Origin of the sequence: Mycobacterium asiaticum (assembly GCF_001668675.1) — a bacterium.
In the GTDB taxonomy this organism is placed as follows: domain Bacteria; phylum Actinomycetota; class Actinomycetes; order Mycobacteriales; family Mycobacteriaceae; genus Mycobacterium; species Mycobacterium asiaticum_D.
The window spans coordinates 1-22,312 of record NZ_LZKQ01000151.1 but is presented as its reverse complement, the minus strand read 5'-3'; the positions used below and the strand labels follow the sequence as shown (position 1 = coordinate 22,312).

The window sequence follows — 22,312 nt, the reverse complement described above, 5'->3', positions numbered from 1 at the left end:
ATCAACCGCTAGTACTGGGTGGATCCCTGATCGACGGGGATCTTGGCGGCGGTGATGTTCCGCGACTCGTCGCTGGCCAACCAGCAGACGGTGTCGGCGATATCCTCCGGCTCAGCGGCCCAACTGGGCAGGAACGGTGTCAGCATGTTCGACAGCTGCGGGTTGGTTTCCATGACTTTGCCCATGGCCGAAACCATTTGGCCGCTGCCCATCGGCGAGTTCACCGGTCCGGGGTGGACGCTGTTCACCCGGATCGAGTGCTTGCCCAACTCGGCGGCAAAGGCGCGAGCCAACCCGGTGACGGCGTGTTTGCTGGCGGTGTAGTGCACCATGAACGGCTGCACTTTGGCGCCCGCCGCGGAGCTGATCAGGATTATGGACCCGCCGCGTCCGCCCTCGATGATCTTGTCCGCTCCGGCCATCACGGTGTTCCAGGTGCCGGTGACGTTGATGTCCATCACATCGCGGAAGTCTTGCGGGGTGATTTCGTTCCACGCCTGCGGTGCCGAAATGCCCGCGTTGGCAACGATTATGTCCAATCGGCCGAGCCGCGTGACGCCGTCGTCGACGACCCTGCGCAGCGCCGACAGATCGCGGGTGTCGGCGGTGGCGGCGATGATCTTCCGACCGGTCTGTTCGACCAGGCGGACGGTTTCGGCCAGGTCTTCGGGCGTCGCGGAATCGTAGGGGACACAGGGCGGCAACTCGCCCGCGATGTCGATGGCGATGATGTCGGCGCCCTCGGCTGCCATCCGCACGGCGTGCGCCCGTCCTTGTCCGCGCGCCGCCCCGGTGATGAATGCGACTTTGTCGTGCAGCCGGCCGGTCACCGCTGTGCCGCCTTGACCAGGTTCGCGCCGATGATCAGTTGCTGGATCTCGCTGGTCCCCTCGTAGAGGCGCAGCAGGCGAACATCGCGGTAGATCCGTTCGACCGGCACCCCACGCATATAGCCGCTGCCCCCGTGGATCTGCACGGCGAGATCGGCTACCTTGCCGGCCATTTCGGTGCAAAAGAGCTTCGCGGCCGACGGGGCGATCCGCCGGTCGGAGTTGCTCACCCACTGACGTGCGGTGTCGCGCACCAGAGCCCGGCCGGCGAGCACGCCGGTCTGCTGGTCGGCGAGCATCGCCTGCACCAATTGAAAGTTGCCGATCGGCGTTCCGCCCTGGGTGGCGGTCGCGGCGTAGGCCACGGATTCGTCGAGCGCGCGCTGCGCGGCACCGACGGCGATCGCGGCGATGTGCACCCGCCCGCGGGCCAACGAGGTCATGGCGGCGCGATACCCGATGTCCTCACTGCCGCCGACCAAGGCGGTGTCGTCCACGCGAACATCGTCGAAGCTGACGTCGGCGGTCCAGGCGCCCTCCTGACCCATCTTGGCGTCCTTGGTGCCAACCGACACGCCCGGCGCGTCGGCGGGAACCAGGAAGACGGCGACGCCCGGGCCTTGGTCGTCGGCGGGCCGGGTGCGGGCAAACACCACGAACAGGTTGGCGGTCGGGGCATTGGTGATGAAGCGCTTTTGTCCCGAGATGAGCCAATCTTGGCCGTCCCGAACGGCTTTGGTCTTCAGACCGGCCGGATTGGAGCCGGCACCCGGCTCGGTGAGCGCGAACGACGCGACCACATCGCCGGAGGCGATCCCTTCCAGCCATCGGCGCTTCTGCTCGTCGGTGCCGAATCCGACGAGGACCTGTCCGGCGATGCCGTTGTTGGTGCCGAACATCGACCGCACCGCAAGCGACGTGTATCCCAGCTCCATTGCCAGCTCGACGTCCTGAACCAGGTTCAGGCCCAACCCGCCCCACTCCTGCGGGATGGCGTAGCCGAACAGGCCCATCTTCTTTGCCTGGTCGCGAAGGTCGTCGGGCACCCGGTCCTCGTCCAGAATCTCCTGCTCCCGCGGAACGACCGCGGTACGGACGAACTGGCGGGTCTGCGCCAGGATCTCCTGGAAATCCTCGTCGGCGACTTCGGGAACCTCAGCCGTCATTGCAAGTGCTCCTTCGGCGGGTGGGCGATTTTGCAATATCGTATATGAAATACGATATTGGACCGACGGGTGCCCGAGGGTGGGCCATGACAGGTAAGGGTGCGTGATACAGGTGTCGTTACTCGAAGGTCAGACCGCGGTGGTCACTGGCGCTGCGCAAGGTCTCGGATTTGCGATAGCGGAGCGGTTCATCGCCGAGGGAGCGCGGGTGGTGCTCGGTGACGTCAATCTGGAAGCGACCGAGGCGGCGGCCGAGAAACTGGGCAGCGCGGAAGTCGCCGTCGCGGTGCGTTGCGACGTAACCCAATCCGACCAGGTGCAAAACTTGATCCAAACCGCCATCGACCGCTTCGGCGACCTCGACATCATGGTCAACAACGCCGGCATCACCCGCGATGCGACCATGCGCAAGATGACCGAGGAGCAGTTCGATCAGGTCATCAACGTGCACCTGAAGGGAACCTGGAATGGCACCCGGCTGGCCGCGGCGGTGATGCGGGAGAAGAAGCGCGGCGCCATCATCAACATGTCGTCCGTCTCGGGCAAGGTCGGGATGGTCGGCCAGACAAACTATTCGGCGGCCAAGGCCGGGATCGTCGGCATGACCAAGGCGGCCGCCAAAGAGCTTGCCTACCTTAATGTCCGGGTCAACGCGATCGCGCCGGGTTTGATCCGCTCCGCGATGACGGAGGCGATGCCGCAACGCATCTGGGATTCCAAGGTGGCCGAGGTCCCGATGGGACGAGCCGGCGAGCCCAGCGAGGTGGCCAGCGTGGCCCTGTTCCTGGCTTCGGATCTGTCGTCGTACATGACCGGAACGGTCATGGAGATCACCGGCGGCCGGCACCTATGAGTGGTGCGGTTCGGCAAGAGGCCGTCATCTGCGAGCCGGTCCGCACACCGATCGGACGCTACGGCGGAATGTTCAAGTCTCTCAGCGCTGTAGACCTCGGTGTCGCGGTGCTCAAGGGACTGCTCGACCGCACCGGCATCGCACCGGACGCCGTGCAGGACGTGATCCTGGGACATTGCTACCCCAGCAGCGAGGCGCCCGCGATCGGGCGCGTGGTGGCTCTGGACGCCGGGCTGCCCGTCACCGTTCCCGGCATGCAGGTCGATCGGCGCTGCGGGTCAGGTTTGCAGGCGGTGATCCAGGCGTGCCTGCAGGTGAGCACCGGTGACAACGATCTCGTGGTGGCCGGCGGCTGCGAGAGCATGAGCAACGTCGCGTTCTACTCCACCGATATGCGTTGGGGCGGAGCACGTTCCGGTGTCCGGGTGCACGATGGGCTGGCGCGCGGACGCAGCACCGCCGGGGGTCGTCACTATCCGGTTCCCGGTGGGATGCTCGAGACCGCGGAGAATCTGCGCCGCCAGTATGGCATCTCACGCCAGGAGCAGGACGAGCTTGCGGTGCGGTCGCATGAACGTGCGGTCGCTGCGCAGAAGGACGGCATTCTGCGCGAAGAGATCATCGGAGTGCGGGTGGCCAGCCGCCACGGCGAAGAGCTGATCGACACCGACGAACATCCCCGCGCCGATACCACCCTGGAATCCTTGAGTAGACTCAAACCCGTTCTGGCCAAGGATGATCCAGAGTCGACGGTCACGGCCGGCAACGCCAGCGGCCAGAACGACGCCGCATCCATGTGCGTGGTCACCACCCCGGATAAGGCGGCGGAATACGGCTTGACCCCGTTGGTGCGCCTGGTGTCGTGGGGGTCGGCCGGCGTGGCGCCCAACATCATGGGCATCGGTCCGGTCCCGGCCACCGAAGTCGCGCTGGCCAAGGCGGGTCTTCGGCTGGCCGACATCGACCTCATCGAACTCAACGAGGCCTTCGCCGCCCAGGCCCTCGCGGTGATGCGGGAGTGGAACTTCTCCCCGGCCGACCACGACCGCACCAACGTGCACGGCTCGGGGATCTCGCTGGGCCATCCGGTTGGGGCGACCGGCGGGCGGATGCTGGCCACGCTGGCCCGCGAACTCAACCGGCGCCAGGCGCGCTACGGCCTGGAGACCATGTGCATCGGCGGTGGCCAGGGCCTGGCCGCGGTCTTCGAGCGGGTCACATGACGGGTCCCGCGCTACCGCTGACCGGCATCCGCGTCGTCGAGGTGTCCAGCTTCGTCGCCGCGCCGCTGTGCGGCATGACGCTGAGCCAGCTCGGCGCACAAGTGACCCGGGTCGACCCCATCGGCGGGGGCGCCGACACGCAGCGCTGGCCGCTGGCCGCCGACGGAACCTCGATCTATTGGACCGGTCTGAACAAGGGAAAGCGTTCGGCCACCATCGATCTGCGCTCACCCGACGGCCAGGAGCTGGTACAGCGGCTGATCGTCGAAGGCGACGGGATTGTGGTCACCAACGCCGCCGGGATGTCATGGCTGAGCCATGAAGCGTTGGCGGCCAAGCGCTCCGACGTCATCCATGTCCAGCTTCTCGGCCGCGGCGATGGATCCACCGGGGTGGACTACACGGTCAACGCGGCGATCGGCTACCCGCTGGTGACCGGCCCAGCCGAGCACGCCGGCCCGATCAACCATGTCCTGCCCGCCTGGGATGTCAGCTGCGGGCTGTATGCCGCACTGTCGGTCGTCGCCGCCATCCGCCGCCGGGAGCAGTCGGGGATCGGGGCGCGCATCAGCATCGCGCTCGAGGATGTCGCGCTGGCGACGGCGGGCAACCTGGGCCTGCTCACCGAGCCGCAGGTGGTCGGAACGCAACGCGAACGGCTGGGCAACGCCATCTACGGCCAGTACGGGCAGGACTTCGTCAGTCAAGACGGGGCCCGGTTCATGGTTGTCCTGTTGACCAGACGCCACTTTCGCGATCTGGTCGAGATAACCGGCACCGGCGCCGCCATGACGGCACTGGCCGAGGCGCTGAGGGTGGACTTCGAATCCGAGGGCGACCGCTACCGCTACCGCAATGCGATTTCCGGCCTGTTCGGCACCTGGTTCGCCGGCCATACCGGCGATGAGGTCAGCGCGGCGCTCTCGGCCTCCTCGGTGTTGTGGGAGCGCTACCGCACCTTCGCAGAGGTTGCCGCCGGCCCGAAAGTGACTGACAATCCGTTGTTTTCCCGGCTGCACCAGCCCGGTGTCGGTGACTACCTCGCCCCGGCCATGCCCGCCTCAATCGACGGCGTCCACCCGGCCAGCGCCGCCGCGCCGGGATTGGGGGCGGACACCGCGGATCTGCTGGCCGAGTACCTGGGTTTGACCGAGGCCGACATCAAGCGGTTGGCGACCGCGGGGACGATAGGAACGAGCGAATGACCAAACTCGCCCAGACCCTCGGATTGACTGAGTTCCAGACCGAAATCGTCAAGACCGTACGGCAATTTGTCGACAAAGAGATCATCCCGAACGCCCCGGAGCTGGAACGCACCGACACCTACCCCCAGGCCATCGTCGACGCCCTGCGCGACATGGGCCTGTTCGGGCTGATGATCCCGGAGGAGTACGGCGGACTGGGCGAGTCGCTGTTGACCTATGCGCTGTGCGTCGAGGAGCTGGCCAGGGGGTGGATGAGCATCTCAGGGGTCCTGAACACGCATTTCATTGTCGCGTACATGTTGCGCCAGCACGGCACCGACGAGCAGAGGCAACGCTTCCTGCCTCGGATGGTGACCGGTGAGACGCGCGGCGCCTTCTCGATGTCGGAACCCGAACTGGGCTCCGACGTCGCCGCCATCCGTACTCGCGCGACCCGCAATCCCGACGGCACCTACACCATCGACGGTCAGAAGATGTGGCTGACCAACGGCGGCAGTTCCACCCTGGTGGCGGTGCTGGTGCGCACCGACGAAGGCGCGGACAAACCGCACCGCAACCTGACGGCGTTCCTGGTCGAGAAGCCCACGGGGTTCGGGGAAGTGGTGCCGGGCCTGATCATTCCCGGCAAGATCGACAAGCTGGGCTACAAGGGAATCGACACCACCGAGCTCATCTTCGACGGTTACGGGGCCAGCGCCGACGACATCCTGGGCGGCCGGCCCGGGCAGGGCTTCTTCCAGATGATGGACGGTATCGAGGTGGGCCGGGTCAACGTGTCCGCGCGGGCGTGCGGGATCGGCCTGCGCGCATTCGAGCTTGCTGTGAAGTATGCCCAGCAACGGCAGACCTTCGGCAAGCCGATCGCCGAACACCAGGCCATCGCGTTCCAACTGGCCGAGATGGCCACTAAAGTCGAAGCGGCACATCTGATGATGGTCAACGCGGCACGGCTCAAGGACTCCGGCGAGCGCAATGATGTCGCCGCAGGCATGGCGAAGTACCTCGCCAGTGAATTCTGTGCCGAGGTGACCCAGCAGAGCTTCCGGATTCACGGCGGCTACGGCTATTCCAAGGAGTACGAGATCGAGCGGCTGATGCGCGATGCGCCGTTCCTGCTGATCGGCGAGGGCACCAGCGAGATCCAGAAATCCATCATCAGCAAGCGTCTGCTGGACGAGTACCGGGTGTGACCATGACCGTTCCGGATTTCGGTGCGCGGCCTCAACTTTCGGAGGACGTCGCGAGCTTTGTCCGCAAGCGAATCTTCGAGGGCACCTATGCCGCGGGCCAATACGTCCGGCTGGACCAACTGGCCGCCGAATTGGGGATCAGCGTCACGCCGGTGCGGGAAGCGCTGTTCGCTTTGCGCGCCGAAGGATTGGTGGCGCAGCAGCCCCGCCGCGGCTTCGTGGTGCTGCCGCTGACCCAGCGTGACCTCGCCGACGTCGCCAACGTGCAAGCACACGTCGGCGGTGAGCTCGCGGCACGCGCGGCGCTCAGCATCACCGACGAGCAGTTGCGCGAATTAGAAGACCTGCAAACCCAGCTCGAGGCCGCGTATGCCGCTGACGACGATGAACGCAAGATCCGGCTCAATCACGAGTTCCACCGGGCGATCAACATCGCTGCCGCGTCACCGAAGCTGGCGCAGCTGATGTCGCAGATCACCCGCTACGCACCCGAGTCGGTCTTTCCGAAGATCGAGGATTGGCCGGATCAGGCCGTCAAGGACCACCGACGCGTGCTGGACGCGATGGCCCGCCACGACGAGCAACTCGCGCGCGAGGCGATGTCGGAACACCTTGCCGCCAGCGCGGTCCCGCTGATCGATCACCTCATCGAGCGTGGAGTGGTGGAGCAGCCGCAGAAATAGCCGGGCCCAGCAGGCTCCTTGCCGACGCGGCCCGACGGCGGTTGAACATCTGCTGCTCGATGATGCGGTCGATCTCGCGGCGCACGTCGCGCCGCACGGTCCGCCACAGCTCGCCGCGCTGCACCCCCGGGTTGCGGGCGGCGGCCGTGACCCAGCGAACCAATCGGCCGACGGTGAAGACCTCGGTGGGTAAGCGGTTGCGGGAGAACACATCCAGTAGCTCGGTCGCCCCACCCGGTCGGCCGGCGAACCAACGATAGGCCGCATCCTCGATGGGGGATACCGCGTCGTCGCGGCCGAGCTGGTTCGCCCACTGGTACATCGGTAGGCACTGGTCGTCGCGGTCTTGTTCCCAGCGGGCCAGCGCCGCGTCGAGCTCGCGTGGTTCGTCGAGGTGGGCAGCCGTGCTTTCGCCGAGCAGTCGTCCGAAGCGCAACGCGTCCCGGATTCCTTGGGCCGTCACCGGATCCTTGAAGTGCCCAGCGTCCCCGGCCAGTGCCCAGCCGGGGCCGTGGGAATGCCGGAAGTACGACGGATGCGAATAGGACACCCGGACCTTGCCTACCCGGGTACACCCGCGCAGCCGGTCAGCGAACGGCGGAACCCGGCGGATCGCGTCGTGAAATGCGGCTTCGGAATCGTCGCGGAACTCCGCGGCGCGGGCCACCGGCGGCATCAGCAGAGCGACCAATTGGCCTCCGTCACAGGGGAAAACGGTGACCAGGTCGTCACCGTAACGCCACTGCATGGCCAGGTTGCGCAATTCGTCCCGGGTGTCCTCGTAGTAGGCGTACGCCATCATGCGCTGGTTGTCCCAATGATGATGCTCGGCCGCCCCGACGAGACGCGCCACTGTGGAGCGCCTGCCGTCCGCACCCACCACCAGCTTGCCGATCACCGTGCCCTCGGAACCGTCGCGGCCGCGGTAGCGGACTCCGGTGACGCGCCCGGTTGCGTCGCGCACCAGGTCGGTCACCCGGGTGCGTTCCCGGATCTCGGCGCCCGCCGCCCGAGCGGTCTCCACCAGCGCAAGGTCCAGCCCGGGCCGGCGCACACAGCTGCCTGCGGACGACCCGCGGTATGACTCGAACCGGCCGACCACCTCCACACCCGGGGCGGCCAGGCCGGCGCGAGTGTGCATGGGGGCGCCCAGCCGAAGCACCCGGTCGCGGGCGCCCAGCATTTCCAGCTCCGCCCAGTGGTGCGGGAAGAACAGGTGCGTGGACAGGGTGTCCGATGGAAACGCCGCGCTGTCGAGGGCGACGACGGCGCGACCACGTCGTGCGAACGCGATGGCAGCGGCGGTACCCGCGCAACGGCTCCCGACGATGACGACGTCCGCGTGCTCGTCCATGAGGAGAGGATGCCAGCCCGTCGAGCAATTTGGAAGACCATTCATTTTTTGAATTGACTTCTAATATGTCCGGCTGCCTATGCTCTGTGGGTGTCCGTCAGTCCCACTCGCGCGGCCGACCGCGCCGAGCGCAGACGCGCCCGGACCCGCACGATGATCCTGGATGCCGCTGAGGTCGTCTTCAGTCGCGAGGGCTACGACGGAGCGCGGATCGAAGAGATCGCTACGACCGCCGACGTTTCGGTCGGCACGATCTACACGCACTTCGACGGCAAGCGCGGGGTCTATCTGCACCTGGTCGATCGCTCCCTGAAGCTGTTCGCCGAATACATGACGCGCAGTGAGGATCCGGCGCTGACGCCGCTGCAGCGCGTGTTGGCCGGCGGCGACGCCTACCTGCGGTTCCACCTCGAGCACCCGGGTGCATTTCATTTCCTGGCCTACCGAAACCCCGGCACCACACCGCTTTCCGGCCACGACGGGACCGAGGCTAAAATCCGCGACCGGGTCGGGGAGCTGCTGCAGCGATTCGCCGCCCAGATCGACAACGCGATCGCAGCGGGGGAGGCACGTCCCGTCGACTCGATGCGACTGACCCGGTACCTGTGGGGGGCGTGGAACGGGGTGATCGCCTTGCGGTTGCAGCCTGAGGGGCTGGCCCTTTCCGATTCCGAGATCGCCGAGACACTGGAACTGGCGCGCTGGTTGCTGCGGGAGGGTCTGGCGAGTGCGGACCTGCGCAACGCAAGCGGTGAAGTCGGCGACCGCGTGCCGCTGCCACGGATCACCTGACGGGGGGAGATCTGTTGTTGGGCGGGGGCTTCTAAGCATAAGGTGCTGTCAAGGGGCCCATCGCAGGGAGAGCAAATGCGCCGCGTGTCTCGTGCTACTGCCGGATTGTTGGTGTGCGTAACGGCGATCACGTGGGCGCCGCCGGCCACCGCCGAACCGTTGGATCCCATTCCCGGCAACGGGGTCTTCGTGGTGGGGCCCGACATCGCACCGGGGCTCTATCGCACGGCCGGGTCGGCGTCCACCTTCGGGGTGTGGATCAACAATGTGCCGACCCAGGATTCGATGTGCGCCTGGTTCACCTACAGCACGCCGGACGCCAACAAGGACCATGTGCTACAGACGAACATCTCGGTCGGACCGATGTTCGCGAACATCAACACGTCGGTGAAGGCGTTCGAGTCGCAGAACTGTCAACCGTGGACGCGGGTCCCCTAAGGGTTTGTTTCGGACAACATTTCCCGCAGTCGCCGGGTGTCCACCTTGCCGGTGCCGCCGCGCGGAACCTCGTCGTCGGAGCCCAGCAGCAGCCACACTGTAGGCACCTTGAACGAGCTGAGGAGTTCCCTTGCCGCGCCGTGTACTTCGTCCACGGTACGGCCGCTGCACACCACAGCCGCGCCCACCCGCTTCCCCCCGAGGCCGGGCAGATCGGTGACGAAGGCGCTCCGCACTCCGTCAATACTGCGCAGGGCTCTTTCGACTTCGCTGGGATAGACGGTGGCACCGCTGACTTTGAACATGTCGTCCGAGCGACCGTGATAGAACAGGAAGCCGTCGGTGTCCAGCCGGCCAAGGTCGCCGGTGGGGTAGTAACCGTCCGCGGTGAACAGTTCTTCTCTACTGCGGCGGCAGATCCCGCGCAGCATGTGTGGTCCCCGGAGCTGGATCATGCCGATGGTGCCCACCGGGACCGGATTGCCCGTGTCCGGATCGGCAATGCGAATCTCCATGCCGGGGAACGGCTTTCCGCAGCTGCCCCAGGCCGATGCGGGCAGGTCGGTGTCGGCGGCATACCCGCTGTAAGGACCGAACGATTCCGTCATGCCGAATAGGGCTGCTCGCGCACCGGGCTGCGCACGCCGATCGGGAGGCAGTAGCGCCTCCAAACTGCCCGGGCGCAGCGCAGTCAGATCGGTTTGGGCCCGGTTGGGATCTCGCGCCAATGCTTCGGCCTGGTCTGGCCAGCCCCGGAACAGGGTGACGCGTTCTTTCTCCAGCAGCCGCAGTGTGCTCTCCGGTTGCGGCCTTTCCTCGGTGACCAAGGTGGCGCCGGCGATCAGCGCCGAGAGGATGCCGCTGCCGAGTCCGCCCACCCAGAAGAACGGCATCGGAAGGTACAGGCGGGTGTCGGGGGTGATGCAGCGGGCCGCCAATCCCGAGCGCACCGCGCCCAACGCACTGCCGTGCGAGTGCACGACACCCTTGGGCGGGCCACTGCTGCCCGAGGTGAAGATGATGACGAACGGGTCGGCGGGGGTAACGGTCGCGGCCAGGGCATCGACGAGCCCGTGGGCGGCCTCGGTGGTGGTCGGTGCCAACGACTCCGCGGGCCAGACATGCTGCAGCGCAGGAAGTTCGGTGCGTGGCGCCGCCCGGACCGCGTCGAGGTACCGGTGGCCGCGGAACTCTTCGACGCTGACCAGGAACTGCACCGACGCCATCCGCAGTTTTGCGACGAGCTCGGTCGGTTGCAGCAGCGTGCTCAACGGAACCAGCACCCCGCCGATGCGTGTGACGGCAATGGCGATCTGCACCCAGCGCGTGCAGTTGGGCATGATCAATCCCACCCGGGTGCCTTTACGCACTCCGGAAGCGATAAGCGAGGCCGCCATATCCCCTGTGGTCGTGTCGAGTTCGCCATAGCTGATCCGCGACGCGGGGTCGATGACCATTGGTTTGCTGCCGTGCTGAGCGGCTTGTGCCCGCAGAAGACCAGCTATCGTGTCAGCCATCGAACAGCCTCTTCAGTTGCTCGAGGTCGACCTTGCCGCTGGACAGCAGCGGTATGTCGGTGCGAGGCAAGGCAATGAAACGTCTGGGGATCTTGTAGGACGACAGCTCGGTCTTCAGTCGGTCACGCAGCGCTTCCTCGTCGAAGGCCGTGGCGCTGTCCGGCAGGGCGACAACCGCGACCACCACCTGCCCGCGCCGCGCGTCCGGCAGCCCGAAGACGTGTGCCGTCACACCGAGGGTGGCCAGCGTCTTCTCGACCTCGGCGGCCGAGACATTGGCACCACCCGTCTTGATCATGCCGGACCTGCGGCCCACGAAATACATGAAACCGTCATCGTCGGCGCGCACCAGATCGCCGGTATGGAACCAGCCGTCGGCGTCGAAACACTGCTCTCGGCTGCGTTTGTAGTACCCCTGCATCACATGCGGTCCGCGTATGCACAGCTCGCCGACGATCTCGCCAACAAGGCCGGGCCGGACGGGCACCCCCGTATCCGGGTCGACTATCAGGGTTTGGAATCCGGGCGCCGGCTTGCCGTAGGAGCCACGGCGATGCTCGGGTTGGTCGGATTCGTCGTCGCTGATCAGCAGGACGCTTCCGGCTTCGGTCAGACCCAGCATGTTGTGCCGCAGTTCGGGGTCGGCCGGCCGGGTCTCCGGCGCCATGATCGGGTACAGGTTGCCGCGCCGCAGCGACGACAGGTCACGCCGCGGATAGCTCGGGTCTTCGGTCAGGTGGTCGATGCCGGCCACGAAACCGTTGGTGATGGTAGGCCTTTCGGCTTCGATCAAGTCGAGAACGGCCCCAGCGTCGGTTGCGTTCGAGCACACCAGCGTGGAACCCGCGACCAGGGTGGCCAATAACCCGAACGCCAACCCGCCGATCCAGAAGAACGGCGAGTTGCAGAACAGCCGGTCCTGCGCGCTCAAACCGCGGATGGTGTTGAGACTGCGCTGGTGTGCGAGCAGCGCGGCGTGCGTGTGCACGACACCCTTGGGGGTGCTGGTGGATCCGGACGTATAGACGATCGTCAATACGTCTGACCCGTCGACGTCGTCCTCCATGGCCCGCAACAGGCCGGGGTCGGCGCGCGGGTGGTCACCCGGGCCGACCAGGACGCGGCGCAGTTGCGGCACGGTGGGGTGGAACAGCTCGCCATCGATGCCGCCGAGCAGTTCGGTCAACCGCTGCACATAGTCATGAGTTCGAAACGAGCGGGCGCTCAGCAACAAAGCGGTGTCGCTGTGCACCAGTTGCCGGTGCAGTTCACCGGTTGTCATGAAGGTGGAGAACGGCACCACCACCGCGCCGATGCGGGCGGCCGCCAGCATGCCGACGACGAAGTCGGTGCCGTTGGGGTAGAGCAACCCGACGTGGGTGCCCTTGCCGGCGCCCAGCGCGATCAGTTCGCAGGCGAGATCGGCTGAACGTCGGTCGGCTTCTACGTAGCTGATGCGCTCTTTGTCGCACACCAGTAATGGGTGATCCCCCCGCGACTGTGCCTGCTGCCGAAGAACCTCGGCGATCGTGTCGGGTTCACCGGGCATGGTCGACTGCGAAGTAGCCTCGGACGGCGCCCAGGTCGGCCTTGCCGGATGGGGTGCGCGGGATCGCATCGACAATGGCGATGTCGGTGGGGATCTCGTAGCGGGCCAGTCGGGCCCGCAGGTATTCGACAAGCTCCTCGGCGGACACCGCCCTGCGAAGCTCCACCATCGCCACCGGGGTTTCACCCAGCCGGTCGTCATGGCGTCCGATCACGGCCGCCCCGGCGACCGCGGGATGGCTCTCCAGCGCGGCGCGCACGTCGTCGGGCATCACCTTGAAACCGCCGCGGATGATGGCCTGATCGATCCGCCCGACGATCCAGACGAATCCGTCGGAGTCGATACGAGCCATGTCGGTGGTGCGCATCCACGGCGCCGACGAGCCAAGCTGGGCGGGCTTGACCTCCAGCCGACCAACCTGATCTGGCGGCAGGGGAGTGCCACCGTCGTCGACCACCCGCAGCTGCGCACCCGGATTGGCGCGACCCACACTGCCGCGCTTGGCCTTCCAGTATTGCTGGTGGTCGGCGAGTGTCCAGCCGGCGACGCCACCACCGAATTCGGTTGCGGCGTAGGACGTGAGGACGGGGATACCATATTTGTCCGTGAACGCGTCGGCGTCGTCAGCCGATAACGGTGCGGTGCCACAGGTCACGGCGCGAATGCTGGACAGATCCGCCCGCGTGAGGTCCGAGTGCAGAACGGTGCGTAGCGCGGCGGGCACCAGTGACACCGTGCGCGGCCGGTGTTGGCGCACCGCCGCGGCCCACTGCGTCAGCTCGAAACGCTCCAGCAGCACGAAGCGTCTGGCGTCGGCAATGCATTGCAGCACCCGGAACACGCCCCCGATATGCACCAGCGGGGAGTTCACGATCGCCACCCCGCGACGCAGTGCAGTGGGCCGTGGCGCGTCGCGGTACTCGGAGCCCATCACGCTGTGGGCCAGCATGTCGTAACTGAGATCGATCCGCTTGGGCGGCCCGGTCGTGCCGCTGGTCAGCATGCGCACCGCGATGCCGGAAGCGATCCCCGTCAGAACGGGAGATTGGGCGGGCCGGTCGAAGATGTCCGAGATCGAGATTGCCGGCGCCCCGCCAACCAGGGCTGTCAAATCCTCGGATTCGCCGATGATCAACGGCAACCGCAGCGCCTCGATGTCGGCGCGGGTGCGCTCGTCGCCGCGGGCGGGGTTGACGGTGACCACCGTCCCGCCGCCGAGCAGCACGCCGAGAAACGCTGCAACGTGAGCGGGCCTGTTCCGTAACAGCATTCCCACGTCGGTGCCCTGCGCGCACGACGCGATTTGCCGCGCCGCCGCGCCGACCTGCCCCCAGGAAAACCAGGTGCCGTCGTACTCGATGGCCGGTGAATCCGGTTGCAGGTCAAGCACATCGGCAATGCGCAGGCTGAGTGGATGGTCGGGCACTAGCGGATCTGCGGCTTTCGCTTGGCGGGCCGCTGGTCGGCCAGTTCGGCCTGGCCCAACGGGTTGCCCAGCCGCGTGTAGATGAGTCCCTGCTCCATCGCGGTCCGGTAGGGCTTGTCCAAAGATTCCCAGATCGCCTTCACGGTGCCCTGGGTCGCCGTCGGTGGGTGAGCGGCGATCGTCGCAGCGATCTCGTGCGCGCGTTCCCAAAGCCGATCGGGCTCCACCACTTCGGTCACCAGGCCGATGCGCAGGGCGGTGTCCGCGCTGACCCGCTCGTCGTTGCCCATCAGTGCCATGCGCAGCGTGTCGCCCAGGCCGACGCGGCGCATCAGCCCGATTGGTTCCAGCGCGCAGACCAGACCCACCGAGACGTGGGAATCGAAGAACGTCGCCTCGCGTGAGCAGATCACCACGTCGGATTCGTTGACGAAATAGAAGGCGCCCGCCGTGCACATGCCCTGAACGGCGCAGACGACAGGCTTCCACATCTTCTGCCATTTGGGGCTGAGGTATTCACCGGGATCTTCGTGATTCCAGATGTTTTCGGGTTGACCGTAGGGCGTCTTGACGTCCAGGCCGGCGCTGAAAGCGCGGCTGCCGACGGCCCGCAGCACCACCGCATGGACCGCGTCGTCCAGCTTGACCGTGCGCCATGCTTCGGCCATCTCCAGGCACATGGTGCGGTTGAACGCGTTGAGCTGGTCGGGTCGGTTCAGCGTGATGGTGGCGACATGGGCGGCGGCGTCGATGTCAAGGAGGATGGTCTCGAACTGGTGGCTCATCACTTACACTGCCAATTCGGTTTCCGCTTCTCCACGAATGCGCGCGGGCCCTCCTGAGCGTCGTCGGTGCGCAGTACCCGCTCACGGAATGTCTCTGCCATGATCTCAGCTTCGTGCAGTGGGACGTTGAGGCCCTTGAGTATTGCCAGCCGAGTTCCCCGAACCGCCAGGGGTGCGTTGGAGTTGACGATGTCGGCGATCTCGCGGGCTCGATCCAGCAGCTGGTCATGTTCGACGATCTCGCTGATCAACCCGAGTTCGTAGGCGCGTTGCGCGCTCATCCGCTCGTGCTTGCCCATCAGTGCCATCCGCAGTGCAATCGAGCGCGGCAGCACCCGTGAGATCCGCACCAACTCGCGTCCGGCGACCAGCCCGATACTGACGTGCGGATCGAAGAACGTGGCCCGGTCGGATGCGATCACGATGTCCGACGTCGTGACCCAGTCCATGCCTGCGCCGCAACATAATCCGTTGACGGCGGCCAGCACCGGCTTGGCCATTGTGCGAAACGGCGGCGTCCCCTCCTGTGGAGCCTCCCACTGGTCATAGGTGGACAGGTAAGGACGCTCGTAGATCACCTTGCCGTCTTCGGGAATCTCCTTGACGTCGGCTCCTGTGCAGAACGCGCGCCCCGTGCCGGTCACGATGGTCAGCCATACTTGGTCGTCGTTCTCGGCCTCGGCGTAAGCGGCACGGAGCTCGGTGATCATGTGGGGGCTCAACGCATTCAGCGCCTCGGGACGGTTCAGCGTGATAGTCGCGGTGTGCCCGTCGACGTCGTAGCCGATGGTGTCAAACGTCGGCATCGTCGCATCCCTTCATAACAGGTCACCGGCCCCGGAACTGGGGTGTGCGCCGTTGGCGGAAGGCCTCCAGGCCCTCTCTGAAATCACTTGTTCGACAGGATAATTCCAGATTGAACAGCTCCTGCGTCAGGGATTCGCCCAGCGTGGCGCCCTGCCCGAACCCGAGGGCCTGTTTGGTCAGTCCGATCGCCACGGTCGGGCCGTCGGCCAGCCTGGCCAGCAGCTCTTCAACCGCGTTCTCGAAATCCGCGGCGGGCGCGGCCTGGTGGATCATTCCCCAATCGGCGGCATCGGTCGCGCCGACCTTCTCGCCGAGCAGCAGCATCCGCCTTGCGCGGGCCACACCGATCAATCGCGGCAGTAGCCAGGTCGAACCGGAATCCGGGCTGAAGCCGCGGTCCATGAACGGCTCCCAGAACACCGCGTCGCTGGTTGCGACGGTGAAGTCGGCGGCCAGGGCGAGATTGCAGCCCATGCCCGCCGCCCAACCCCGCACGCTGCACAGCACCGGCAGTTGAATGGTGTGCACCAGCTCGATGACGCGGTGAGCGGCGTGCGGGACCCGTCGCACCAAATCGCCGGTGCGCGGCCGCTTGCCGTCGGCGGAGTTGGTGGCCACCCAGTCCGCTCCCGCGCAGAAGTGGTCGCCGGCACCGCGGATGTGTATCGCGCGCAGCGAGTAGTCGGTCGCCGCATCGGACAGTACGTCGACGAGCGATTGAATCATCATGTGCGTCAGTGAATTTCGGCGGGATGGTCGATCGAGGGTGATGCGGAGAATGCCGCCCTCGCGGTGCGCCGTCACCGAACCCTGGGCCTCGGTCAAGTCAGCCCCGTCAGTCACTGTCGGATCCGGCTGTTCCACTGATCTCCAACTATACGGTTACCCATACAGTAAACAATACGATTGATACGCTGTATAAGTTAGCAAGGAAACGCTGCCGACGGAACCGGGTGAAAGAGGACGCATGGCCGAAGGCGCCGAAGGTCGAGGGCAGGCACGTGCCGAGCGGGCCAGGTTTGGCGAGGCGCCGCTGGCCCAGACGGTAGCCGCTGCGGGCGCCATCCGGCGGCTCAGCTCGCTGTTGTTGTCCTTGGAGAACGCTCATCCGACCGTGGATGCCATGCTCGCGCAGTTCGCCGTCTGGGAGGGTGAACTCGCCGCCGCGGCACCGGCCGACCTGACCCCGCGGATCGGCGACCGGCATGCCGATGCCGGGCGGGTCTACCTGGACCATGCGACCGACATCGGTGCCTTCAATCCGTGCTTCCCGGAGTACCGGTTCGACCGGCTCGACGCCGACACTGCCGCCGGCCGGGTCGCCTTCCCGCTGGTCTACGAAGGGCCGCCCGGTCTGGTGAACGGTGGTTTCCTGGGTGTGTTCTTCGACTGCGTTGTTCAGCACCAGAACTGTGTGATCGGGTTGTCCGGGAAGACCCGTTCGCTGACAGTCACATTCCGTCGGCCGACCCCGATACTGACCGAGTTGCGGTTCGACATCGCGCGAACGCAGACCGAGCGCGGCATCACCTCGACGGCCCGGCTGCTGCTCGGCGAGGAGGTGCTGTGCATCGGCGAGGTCAACACGCTGGCGTCCCGGCCGGAACAGCTTTCGACCACCCAATTCGGCAGGCGCCGAGAGGAGCTAGACAGATGACCGCCTCCTTCGACCCCGCTGACGACCGGGTGCTGTTCGATGTGGATGCCGACCACCGGATCGCCACCATCACGCTGAACAATCCCGAGCACCGCAACACCTACGACCCGCCCATGCGCGATGCGATCGCCCGGTGTCTCGATCGGGTCGCCGAGGACGACGACCTCACCGTGGTGTTGTTGCGTGGTGCGGGTGGGACCTTCAGCACGGGCGCGGACATGAACAACGCCTACGGCTGGTATGGCGCGAAGGACGGTGAGGAGCCGTCCAAGCGGGGCCGGCCGAGCCAACGCCGGCGACTAACCGTGGACCGCAAGTCATTTGGCTTCTACCACAACCTGTTGGGCTTTCCGAAGGTGACGGTCGGGGAGATTGCCGGCTATGCCCTGGGCGGCGGTTTCGAGATAGCCCTGATGACCGACATTTCAGTGATTGCCCGGGATACCAAGATCGGCATGCCGGCTACGCGTTTCCTCGGGCCCGCTTTGGGCAGCCTGCACATGTTCTTCCATCGGCTGGGCCCGGTCCTGGCGCGACGGCTGCTGCTGACCGGTGACATCGTCGAAGCCGGTGAGCTCGCCCAGTTCGGAATCTTCACCGAGACATGCGATCCCGGATCGGTCACCGCGCGAGCCCGGTACTGGGCGGAGAAGGCGGCGAAGATGCCTGCCGATGGCGTCGTCATCGCCAAGGAGGCTTTCCGGCTCGTCGAACAGAGCCAGGCGTATCAGGGTGAAGAGGTCGCCAGCTATCTCTTTCACGCTTACGGCACGAACCTGCAGTTCGCACCCGGGGAGTTCAATTTCGTCAAGACGCGCGCGCAGCACGGCACCAAAGAGGCATTTCGGCTACGAGACGAACACTTCCACGTGCCGGAACCCGAAGTCTGACATAGCGTTTGGCCGTCAGCGAGCGGTTCTGCTGCGGGCCCGCGGCGCTGCCTTGCGTGGGCCCGCCTTCTTGGCTTTCGCCGCGGGCTTGGCGGTCTTCTCGATGAGCTGACTGGCGTGGTCGAGGATGCACTCGAGGCCGTATTCGAAGTTCTGCTCGTTGGGAGCCCCGATACGGTGCCCCTTGCCGGTCACTTGGGCGATCAACGGGGTGGTTCCCGGATCGATGGCGACGGCGTCCTCGATGGTGCGGTTACCGTCGTCGGATAACTCGTTCTTCTCGTTCAGTCGATGCAACACCACGGATCCGCGCACGTGCAGCGAGATCGCGGAGTAGGTGTCGAACGCGTCTTCCGGTGACAGGCCCGCCTCGACCAGGTTGCTGATCGCCTTTTCCATCTCCTGGGCACCGACCCGGGCGGCCTTCGGGCTCAGCGCGGCCCGGATCAAAATCAGGTCGCACAAAATCGGATTGCCCATGAACGTCTTGCGCATCAACCGCGCGTGATTGCGCAGCGTCTCGCGCCAATCGGCGGCTTCGACATAAGGGGTCGCAAAGACGTACTTACTCAGCGCGCGGTCGGTCATCGCGTTGAGCAGATCGTCCTTCTTGCGGAAGTACCAGTAGATGCTGGTGACGCCCACGCCGAGGTGCTTGCCGAGCAGCGGCATGCTCAGGTTGTCGATCGAAACCTGTTCCGCCAGTTCGAATGCGCCGGTGATGATGTCGTCGGGATTGATGGACCCACGTTCGCGGCGCTGACGCTTCTCCGCAGTTGCCTGCTTTGCCACTGCCGGGCACCTCCGTCACAATATGTTGTGCGCACGCGGTCTCAACCCCGTTCACACCTGCTACTGTAATACCTATCGTAGGCTTTTTTGTATACATGGCAGAGCGGGCGGGCCGTGGCGACGGCCGCTGAGGCGCGGGCTTGGGCCCGCGGCGCTTTGCGTGGCATCGGTGATTCGCTTTACACCCCGTTCAGCGGGCCCGATGGCGACGATATCGATTGGGATGCCTACCGCACACTGGTCCGGTACTGCGTCGGTGAACTTGGGCACCCGCTGTTGTGGTGCACCAGCGGCCTGGCCGAGTTCTGGGCGTTGACCATCGATGAGCGAAAGCGCTTGTTGGAAGTGGCGATTGAGGAGGGCCGGCGAGCAAACCCCGATGTCGTCGTGCAGGCCTGTACCGCGGCCATGTCCGCCAAGGACTGTCTGGAATTGACGCTGCACGCGCAGCAGGCGGGTGCCGACATCGCCTACCTCCAGACGCCGACGATGGAAACTCATGGCGGCGAAGGGGTCCTGCGGTTCTTCTCTTATATCGCGGCGCGCACGGACATCGCATTGGGCATGTTCAACTCGCCGTCTTCGGGTTACGTGTTGACCGCCGCTGAAAGCGCGCGGATCTACAACGAGGTGCCCGCGGTGTGCGCCACCAAAGAGGGAGCCTTCCGTCCGGAGAACAGCAGGCGGTTGCACGAGCTGGCGCCCGGCTTGGTGCTGTGGGAATGCGACCGGACGGTGTATCGCGCGGGATGGCTGCGCGCGGGGATCGTCTGCCCGGCGCAGCTGGGTACCGTCGGCTATCTGTTCGAGACGCCGGAGCGCCGATTGTTCTCCGAATACTGGGATCTGGTGCTGGCCGACAAGTTGCTCGAGGCGATGGACTACGGCCGTGAGTCCGGTCTGGACCAGTTCGATCTGGATATCGGCGGGTGGTTCACCTGCTACCCGGGGCGGGCTGACTATTTCACCCATTGGGGCGGTGGGTTCAAATACGCGGCGTCCGTACTCGGCTTGCCGATCGGGAACTATCCGCATTCACGGCCGCCCCAGGCGGTGTTGCCGCCGGACGCAAAAGCGCAAATCGAGAACGCGTATCGCCAGCTCGGGCTGGTCGACTGAAAGCCCTGCGGGACAGGCTATTTGGTCGACGGCCCGGCCGGTGTTGATGGCCGGGCCTTCCGCCGTACCGACTACTGCTGCGCTTCCTGGCGCTCCTCCTGAACCTTGGCTTCGGCCCGAGCCTTCTCGGCCTCGGCTTCGTACTTGGCCGCGTCGCGCTGGGCTTCGGCCTTGTCCTGCTGAGCCTTGCCCTCGTTGACCAGATCGTTGGCGCCGGTCACGGTGCCGATGACTTCCTTGGCCTTGCCTTTGACGTCCTCCACGACGCCCTTGACTGCTTCGGCCGGACCGCTGTTGCTGTTCGCCATGGTGCTCTCCCTTTCGGTTGATGTCCTGTCAGGACATTTCCCAGAGCGAGGGTCAGGGCAAACTTGCCGGTGACGTGTCGCTCGTCACGGGCGCGGCCGGTTTGGGGGCCGCAGCCGCCGACTGCTCCGCGGCGTGGGCGCGCCGCCGCACGAATAGCAGTGCGGCGCCGACGACTCCACCGATCAGCGAGACCCACAACAGCAGCTGGGAGAGGGTAAGGGCCAGTTGGGCGCGCAGCAGCGCCGAGCGTGCCTGGCCGAGGCGATGAGCGACTGCCTTCGTTCTATCCATGAAGTCCCCTCGAGGATCGGTTATCGGAGCGGATAGCTGGGCATACCCGTGACAATGGGCCTTCATGCGCGGCTGGGGCCCGCCGCCCTCGAAAGGATTGAAAATGCTCACTCTGGGAGTCATCGGTTGGATCATCATCGGCGGTCTGGCCGGTTGGATCGGCAGCAAGATCATGAAGACCGACGCGCAGATGGGGCTGGTGCTCAATATCGTGGTCGGCATTGTCGGCGGCCTCATTGGCGGATTTCTGCTCCGCGGCTTCGGTGTCGACGTGGCCGGCGGGGGTCTGCTGTTCTCCTTCCTGACCTGTCTGCTGGGTGCGGTAATCCTGCTCGCGATCGTCAAGCTGATCACCGGCCGGCGCGTGTCGCGTTAGTTGTGGAATGCGCTACCGATAGGTAGACAGTATGGGTGCCCAACCCGCCGGACGCCGCCGCTGAGGGCGAAGATGCGGTTCTCTACGAGGCCACCCCCGCCGGCGTCGCAATCGTCACACTGAACCGCCCGGAGCGTCTCAACGCCTGGGGCCCTGACATGGCGCACGCGTTCTACGCGGCCGTCGACCGTGCCGAACGGGATGCCGCTATCAAGGTGATCGTGGTGACCGGTCGCGGACGGGCGTTCTGTGCCGGCGCACATCTCGGGTCGTCGGAATCGTCCGGCGGCGTGGGGAAGTCGGTGGAGAGCGCGGGCGGCAAGAGCCTCGCCGATCTGGTCGGTGACCGCCCGCCGCACTTTGTGACCGAGTTGCGCAAGCCCGTCATCGCGGCGATCAACGGCCCGTGCGTCGGCATCGGCCTGACCCAGGCGCTGATGTGCGATATCCGTTTCGCCGCGGCCGGTGCGAAGTTCGGCGCGGTCTTCGCTCGCCGCGGGTTGATCGCGGAATTCGGCATCTCCTGGATCCTGCCGCGCTTGGCGGGTTGGGGTGTTGCGCTCGAACTGCTTTTGAGTGGACGTACCTTCTTGGCCGACGAGGCGGCCGCGCTTGGTTTGGTGAAGGAAGTGGTGCCTCCGGAAGACCTGATGCCGCGAGTGCTGGAATACGCCGAGGACATCGCGAAATACTGTTCGCCGACGGCCATGGCGGTGATCAAGAGGCAGGCATATGGCGACGCCACGCGCGACGTGGCCGCGGCCACGGCGGATGCCGAAGCCTTGATGTGGGAAGCGCTGCCGCGGCCCGACGTTGTCGAAGGAATCGTCAGCTTTCTGCAGAAGCGGCCGCCGCAGTTTCCGCCGCTCAGTCCATCCGAGGGGTGACGAGATTCCGCAGGGGACGTCGAATCTCGTTGCCGTAACTAGGGTTTCACATGTCTGCCATCAGAAGGGTGGTGGGTCGTCGTCGTTTGGCGGGTGGGTCTTATGCACATCTCCGCGCCCACGAGACGCTCCGCGAGCGGGGGTGGCGGGGTCTGGGTGAAAAAAAAAACGGG

Annotated in this window: 24 protein-coding genes; 12 read left to right on the top strand and 12 right to left on the bottom strand. The window is 65.8% G+C overall.

From position 1 onward, the window contains the following. Positions 1 to 8 precede the first annotated feature (8 nt). The gene (locus tag A9X01_RS13335; protein WP_065121231.1) at positions 9 to 830 is read right to left on the bottom strand and encodes a mycofactocin-coupled SDR family oxidoreductase; all 822 of its coding nucleotides are present in this window, start codon (positions 828 to 830) and stop codon (positions 9 to 11) included. Next, a complete protein-coding gene (locus A9X01_RS13330; RefSeq protein ID WP_065121230.1) occupies positions 827 to 1,996 on the bottom strand; it encodes an acyl-CoA dehydrogenase family protein in 1,170 nt (389 codons plus the stop codon). Before A9X01_RS13330 ends, A9X01_RS13335 begins: the two co-directional genes overlap by 4 nt. 103 nt (positions 1,997 to 2,099) lie before the next feature. On the opposite strand from A9X01_RS13330, the gene fabG reads away from it, so the two are divergent. The 5 genes from fabG to A9X01_RS13305 are packed head-to-tail and all read left to right on the top strand — an operon-like array spanning position 2,100 to position 7,150. Further along, positions 2,100 to 2,849, top strand: a complete 750-nt coding sequence (gene fabG, locus A9X01_RS13325; protein ID WP_065121229.1) for a 3-oxoacyl-ACP reductase FabG — start codon at positions 2,100 to 2,102, stop codon at positions 2,847 to 2,849. Beyond that, positions 2,846 to 4,072, top strand: coding sequence for an acetyl-CoA C-acetyltransferase (locus A9X01_RS13320; protein ID WP_065121228.1), 1,227 nt, complete (start codon positions 2,846 to 2,848; stop codon positions 4,070 to 4,072). The genes fabG and A9X01_RS13320 overlap by 4 nt, the downstream gene beginning before the upstream one ends. Continuing rightward, positions 4,069 to 5,277: a CoA transferase gene (locus tag A9X01_RS13315; protein WP_065121227.1), complete on the top strand. Its 1,209-nt coding sequence runs from the start codon at positions 4,069 to 4,071 to the stop codon at positions 5,275 to 5,277. The genes A9X01_RS13320 and A9X01_RS13315 overlap by 4 nt, the downstream gene beginning before the upstream one ends. Next, complete coding sequence (locus A9X01_RS13310) at positions 5,274 to 6,467, top strand: acyl-CoA dehydrogenase family protein (protein ID WP_065121226.1); 1,194 nt, start codon at positions 5,274 to 5,276, stop codon at positions 6,465 to 6,467. The genes A9X01_RS13315 and A9X01_RS13310 overlap by 4 nt, the downstream gene beginning before the upstream one ends. Before the next feature lie 2 nt (positions 6,468 to 6,469). After that, on the top strand, positions 6,470 to 7,150 hold the full coding sequence (locus tag A9X01_RS13305; protein ID WP_065121225.1) for a GntR family transcriptional regulator: 681 nt from the start codon (positions 6,470 to 6,472) through the stop codon (positions 7,148 to 7,150). Here A9X01_RS13305 and A9X01_RS13300 read toward each other — a convergent pair. Further along, positions 7,113 to 8,504: an NAD(P)/FAD-dependent oxidoreductase gene (locus A9X01_RS13300; protein ID WP_065121224.1), complete on the bottom strand. Its 1,392-nt coding sequence runs from the start codon at positions 8,502 to 8,504 to the stop codon at positions 7,113 to 7,115. The two genes, A9X01_RS13305 and A9X01_RS13300, sit on opposite strands and share 38 nt — an antisense overlap. A gap of 90 nt (positions 8,505 to 8,594) precedes the next feature. Here A9X01_RS13300 and A9X01_RS13295 point away from each other — a divergent pair, with 90 nt between their 5' ends. After that, entirely contained in the window at positions 8,595 to 9,296 is a 702-nt protein-coding gene (locus A9X01_RS13295; protein ID WP_253849123.1) for a TetR/AcrR family transcriptional regulator, read from the top strand. Between the two features lie 75 nt (positions 9,297 to 9,371). After that, positions 9,372 to 9,734 (top strand): Rv1352/Rv1906c domain-containing protein, encoded by a 363-nt coding sequence (locus tag A9X01_RS13290; RefSeq protein ID WP_065121222.1) that lies wholly within the window; start codon positions 9,372 to 9,374, stop codon positions 9,732 to 9,734. Here A9X01_RS13290 and A9X01_RS13285 read toward each other — a convergent pair. The 6 genes from A9X01_RS13285 to A9X01_RS13260 are packed head-to-tail and all read right to left on the bottom strand — an operon-like array spanning position 9,731 to position 16,661. Beyond that, positions 9,731 to 11,251, bottom strand: coding sequence for a class I adenylate-forming enzyme family protein (locus tag A9X01_RS13285; RefSeq protein WP_065121221.1), 1,521 nt, complete (start codon positions 11,249 to 11,251; stop codon positions 9,731 to 9,733). The genes A9X01_RS13290 and A9X01_RS13285 overlap by 4 nt on opposite strands. Further along, complete coding sequence (locus tag A9X01_RS13280) at positions 11,244 to 12,800, bottom strand: class I adenylate-forming enzyme family protein (protein ID WP_065121220.1); 1,557 nt, start codon at positions 12,798 to 12,800, stop codon at positions 11,244 to 11,246. The genes A9X01_RS13285 and A9X01_RS13280 overlap by 8 nt, the downstream gene beginning before the upstream one ends. Next, positions 12,790 to 14,226, bottom strand: a complete 1,437-nt coding sequence (locus A9X01_RS13275; protein WP_065121219.1) for a class I adenylate-forming enzyme family protein — start codon at positions 14,224 to 14,226, stop codon at positions 12,790 to 12,792. Before A9X01_RS13275 ends, A9X01_RS13280 begins: the two co-directional genes overlap by 11 nt. Continuing rightward, positions 14,226 to 15,011 carry an enoyl-CoA hydratase/isomerase family protein gene (locus tag A9X01_RS13270; RefSeq protein ID WP_065121218.1) on the bottom strand — a complete coding sequence of 262 codons (786 nt, stop codon included), beginning with the start codon at positions 15,009 to 15,011 and terminating at the stop codon, positions 14,226 to 14,228. The genes A9X01_RS13275 and A9X01_RS13270 overlap by 1 nt, the downstream gene beginning before the upstream one ends. Beyond that, positions 15,011 to 15,817 carry an enoyl-CoA hydratase/isomerase family protein gene (locus A9X01_RS13265; RefSeq protein ID WP_065121217.1) on the bottom strand — a complete coding sequence of 269 codons (807 nt, stop codon included), beginning with the start codon at positions 15,815 to 15,817 and terminating at the stop codon, positions 15,011 to 15,013. The genes A9X01_RS13270 and A9X01_RS13265 overlap by 1 nt, the downstream gene beginning before the upstream one ends. A 22-nt stretch (positions 15,818 to 15,839) precedes the next feature. Further along, positions 15,840 to 16,661: an enoyl-CoA hydratase-related protein gene (locus A9X01_RS13260; RefSeq protein WP_065121239.1), complete on the bottom strand. Its 822-nt coding sequence runs from the start codon at positions 16,659 to 16,661 to the stop codon at positions 15,840 to 15,842. A 124-nt stretch (positions 16,662 to 16,785) separates the two neighbouring features. Between A9X01_RS13260 and A9X01_RS13255 the strand changes: the two genes are divergently transcribed. Together A9X01_RS13255 and A9X01_RS13250 are read left to right on the top strand one after the other, a co-directional pair. Then, positions 16,786 to 17,475 (top strand): hypothetical protein, encoded by a 690-nt coding sequence (locus A9X01_RS13255; RefSeq protein WP_065121216.1) that lies wholly within the window; start codon positions 16,786 to 16,788, stop codon positions 17,473 to 17,475. Then, the gene (locus tag A9X01_RS13250; protein WP_065121215.1) at positions 17,472 to 18,365 is read left to right on the top strand and encodes an enoyl-CoA hydratase/isomerase family protein; all 894 of its coding nucleotides are present in this window, start codon (positions 17,472 to 17,474) and stop codon (positions 18,363 to 18,365) included. The genes A9X01_RS13255 and A9X01_RS13250 overlap by 4 nt, the downstream gene beginning before the upstream one ends. A 15-nt stretch (positions 18,366 to 18,380) precedes the next feature. Here A9X01_RS13250 and A9X01_RS13245 read toward each other — a convergent pair whose 3' ends face one another. Next, positions 18,381 to 19,157 carry a TetR/AcrR family transcriptional regulator gene (locus A9X01_RS13245; protein ID WP_065121214.1) on the bottom strand — a complete coding sequence of 259 codons (777 nt, stop codon included), beginning with the start codon at positions 19,155 to 19,157 and terminating at the stop codon, positions 18,381 to 18,383. A gap of 114 nt (positions 19,158 to 19,271) precedes the next feature. Between A9X01_RS13245 and A9X01_RS13240 the strand changes: the two genes are divergently transcribed. Continuing rightward, entirely contained in the window at positions 19,272 to 20,276 is a 1,005-nt protein-coding gene (locus A9X01_RS13240; RefSeq protein WP_065121213.1) for a dihydrodipicolinate synthase family protein, read from the top strand. 71 nt (positions 20,277 to 20,347) lie between these two features. Here the strand turns inward: A9X01_RS13240 and mbp1 are convergent, their stop codons facing one another. Both mbp1 and A9X01_RS13230 read right to left on the bottom strand, forming a co-directional pair. Beyond that, on the bottom strand, positions 20,348 to 20,584 hold the full coding sequence (gene mbp1, locus A9X01_RS13235) for a microaggregate-binding protein 1 (protein ID WP_065121212.1): 237 nt from the start codon (positions 20,582 to 20,584) through the stop codon (positions 20,348 to 20,350). Positions 20,585 to 20,636: 52 nt separating this feature from the next. Then, positions 20,637 to 20,876: a hypothetical protein gene (locus tag A9X01_RS13230; RefSeq protein WP_155772076.1), complete on the bottom strand. Its 240-nt coding sequence runs from the start codon at positions 20,874 to 20,876 to the stop codon at positions 20,637 to 20,639. A 103-nt stretch (positions 20,877 to 20,979) separates the two neighbouring features. On the opposite strand from A9X01_RS13230, the gene A9X01_RS13225 reads away from it, so the two are divergent. Both A9X01_RS13225 and A9X01_RS13220 read left to right on the top strand, forming a co-directional pair. Next, entirely contained in the window at positions 20,980 to 21,252 is a 273-nt protein-coding gene (locus A9X01_RS13225; protein ID WP_065121210.1) for a GlsB/YeaQ/YmgE family stress response membrane protein, read from the top strand. A gap of 35 nt (positions 21,253 to 21,287) precedes the next feature. After that, on the top strand, positions 21,288 to 22,139 hold the full coding sequence (locus tag A9X01_RS13220; protein WP_065121209.1) for an enoyl-CoA hydratase: 852 nt from the start codon (positions 21,288 to 21,290) through the stop codon (positions 22,137 to 22,139). Positions 22,140 to 22,312: the final 173 nt, after the last annotated feature.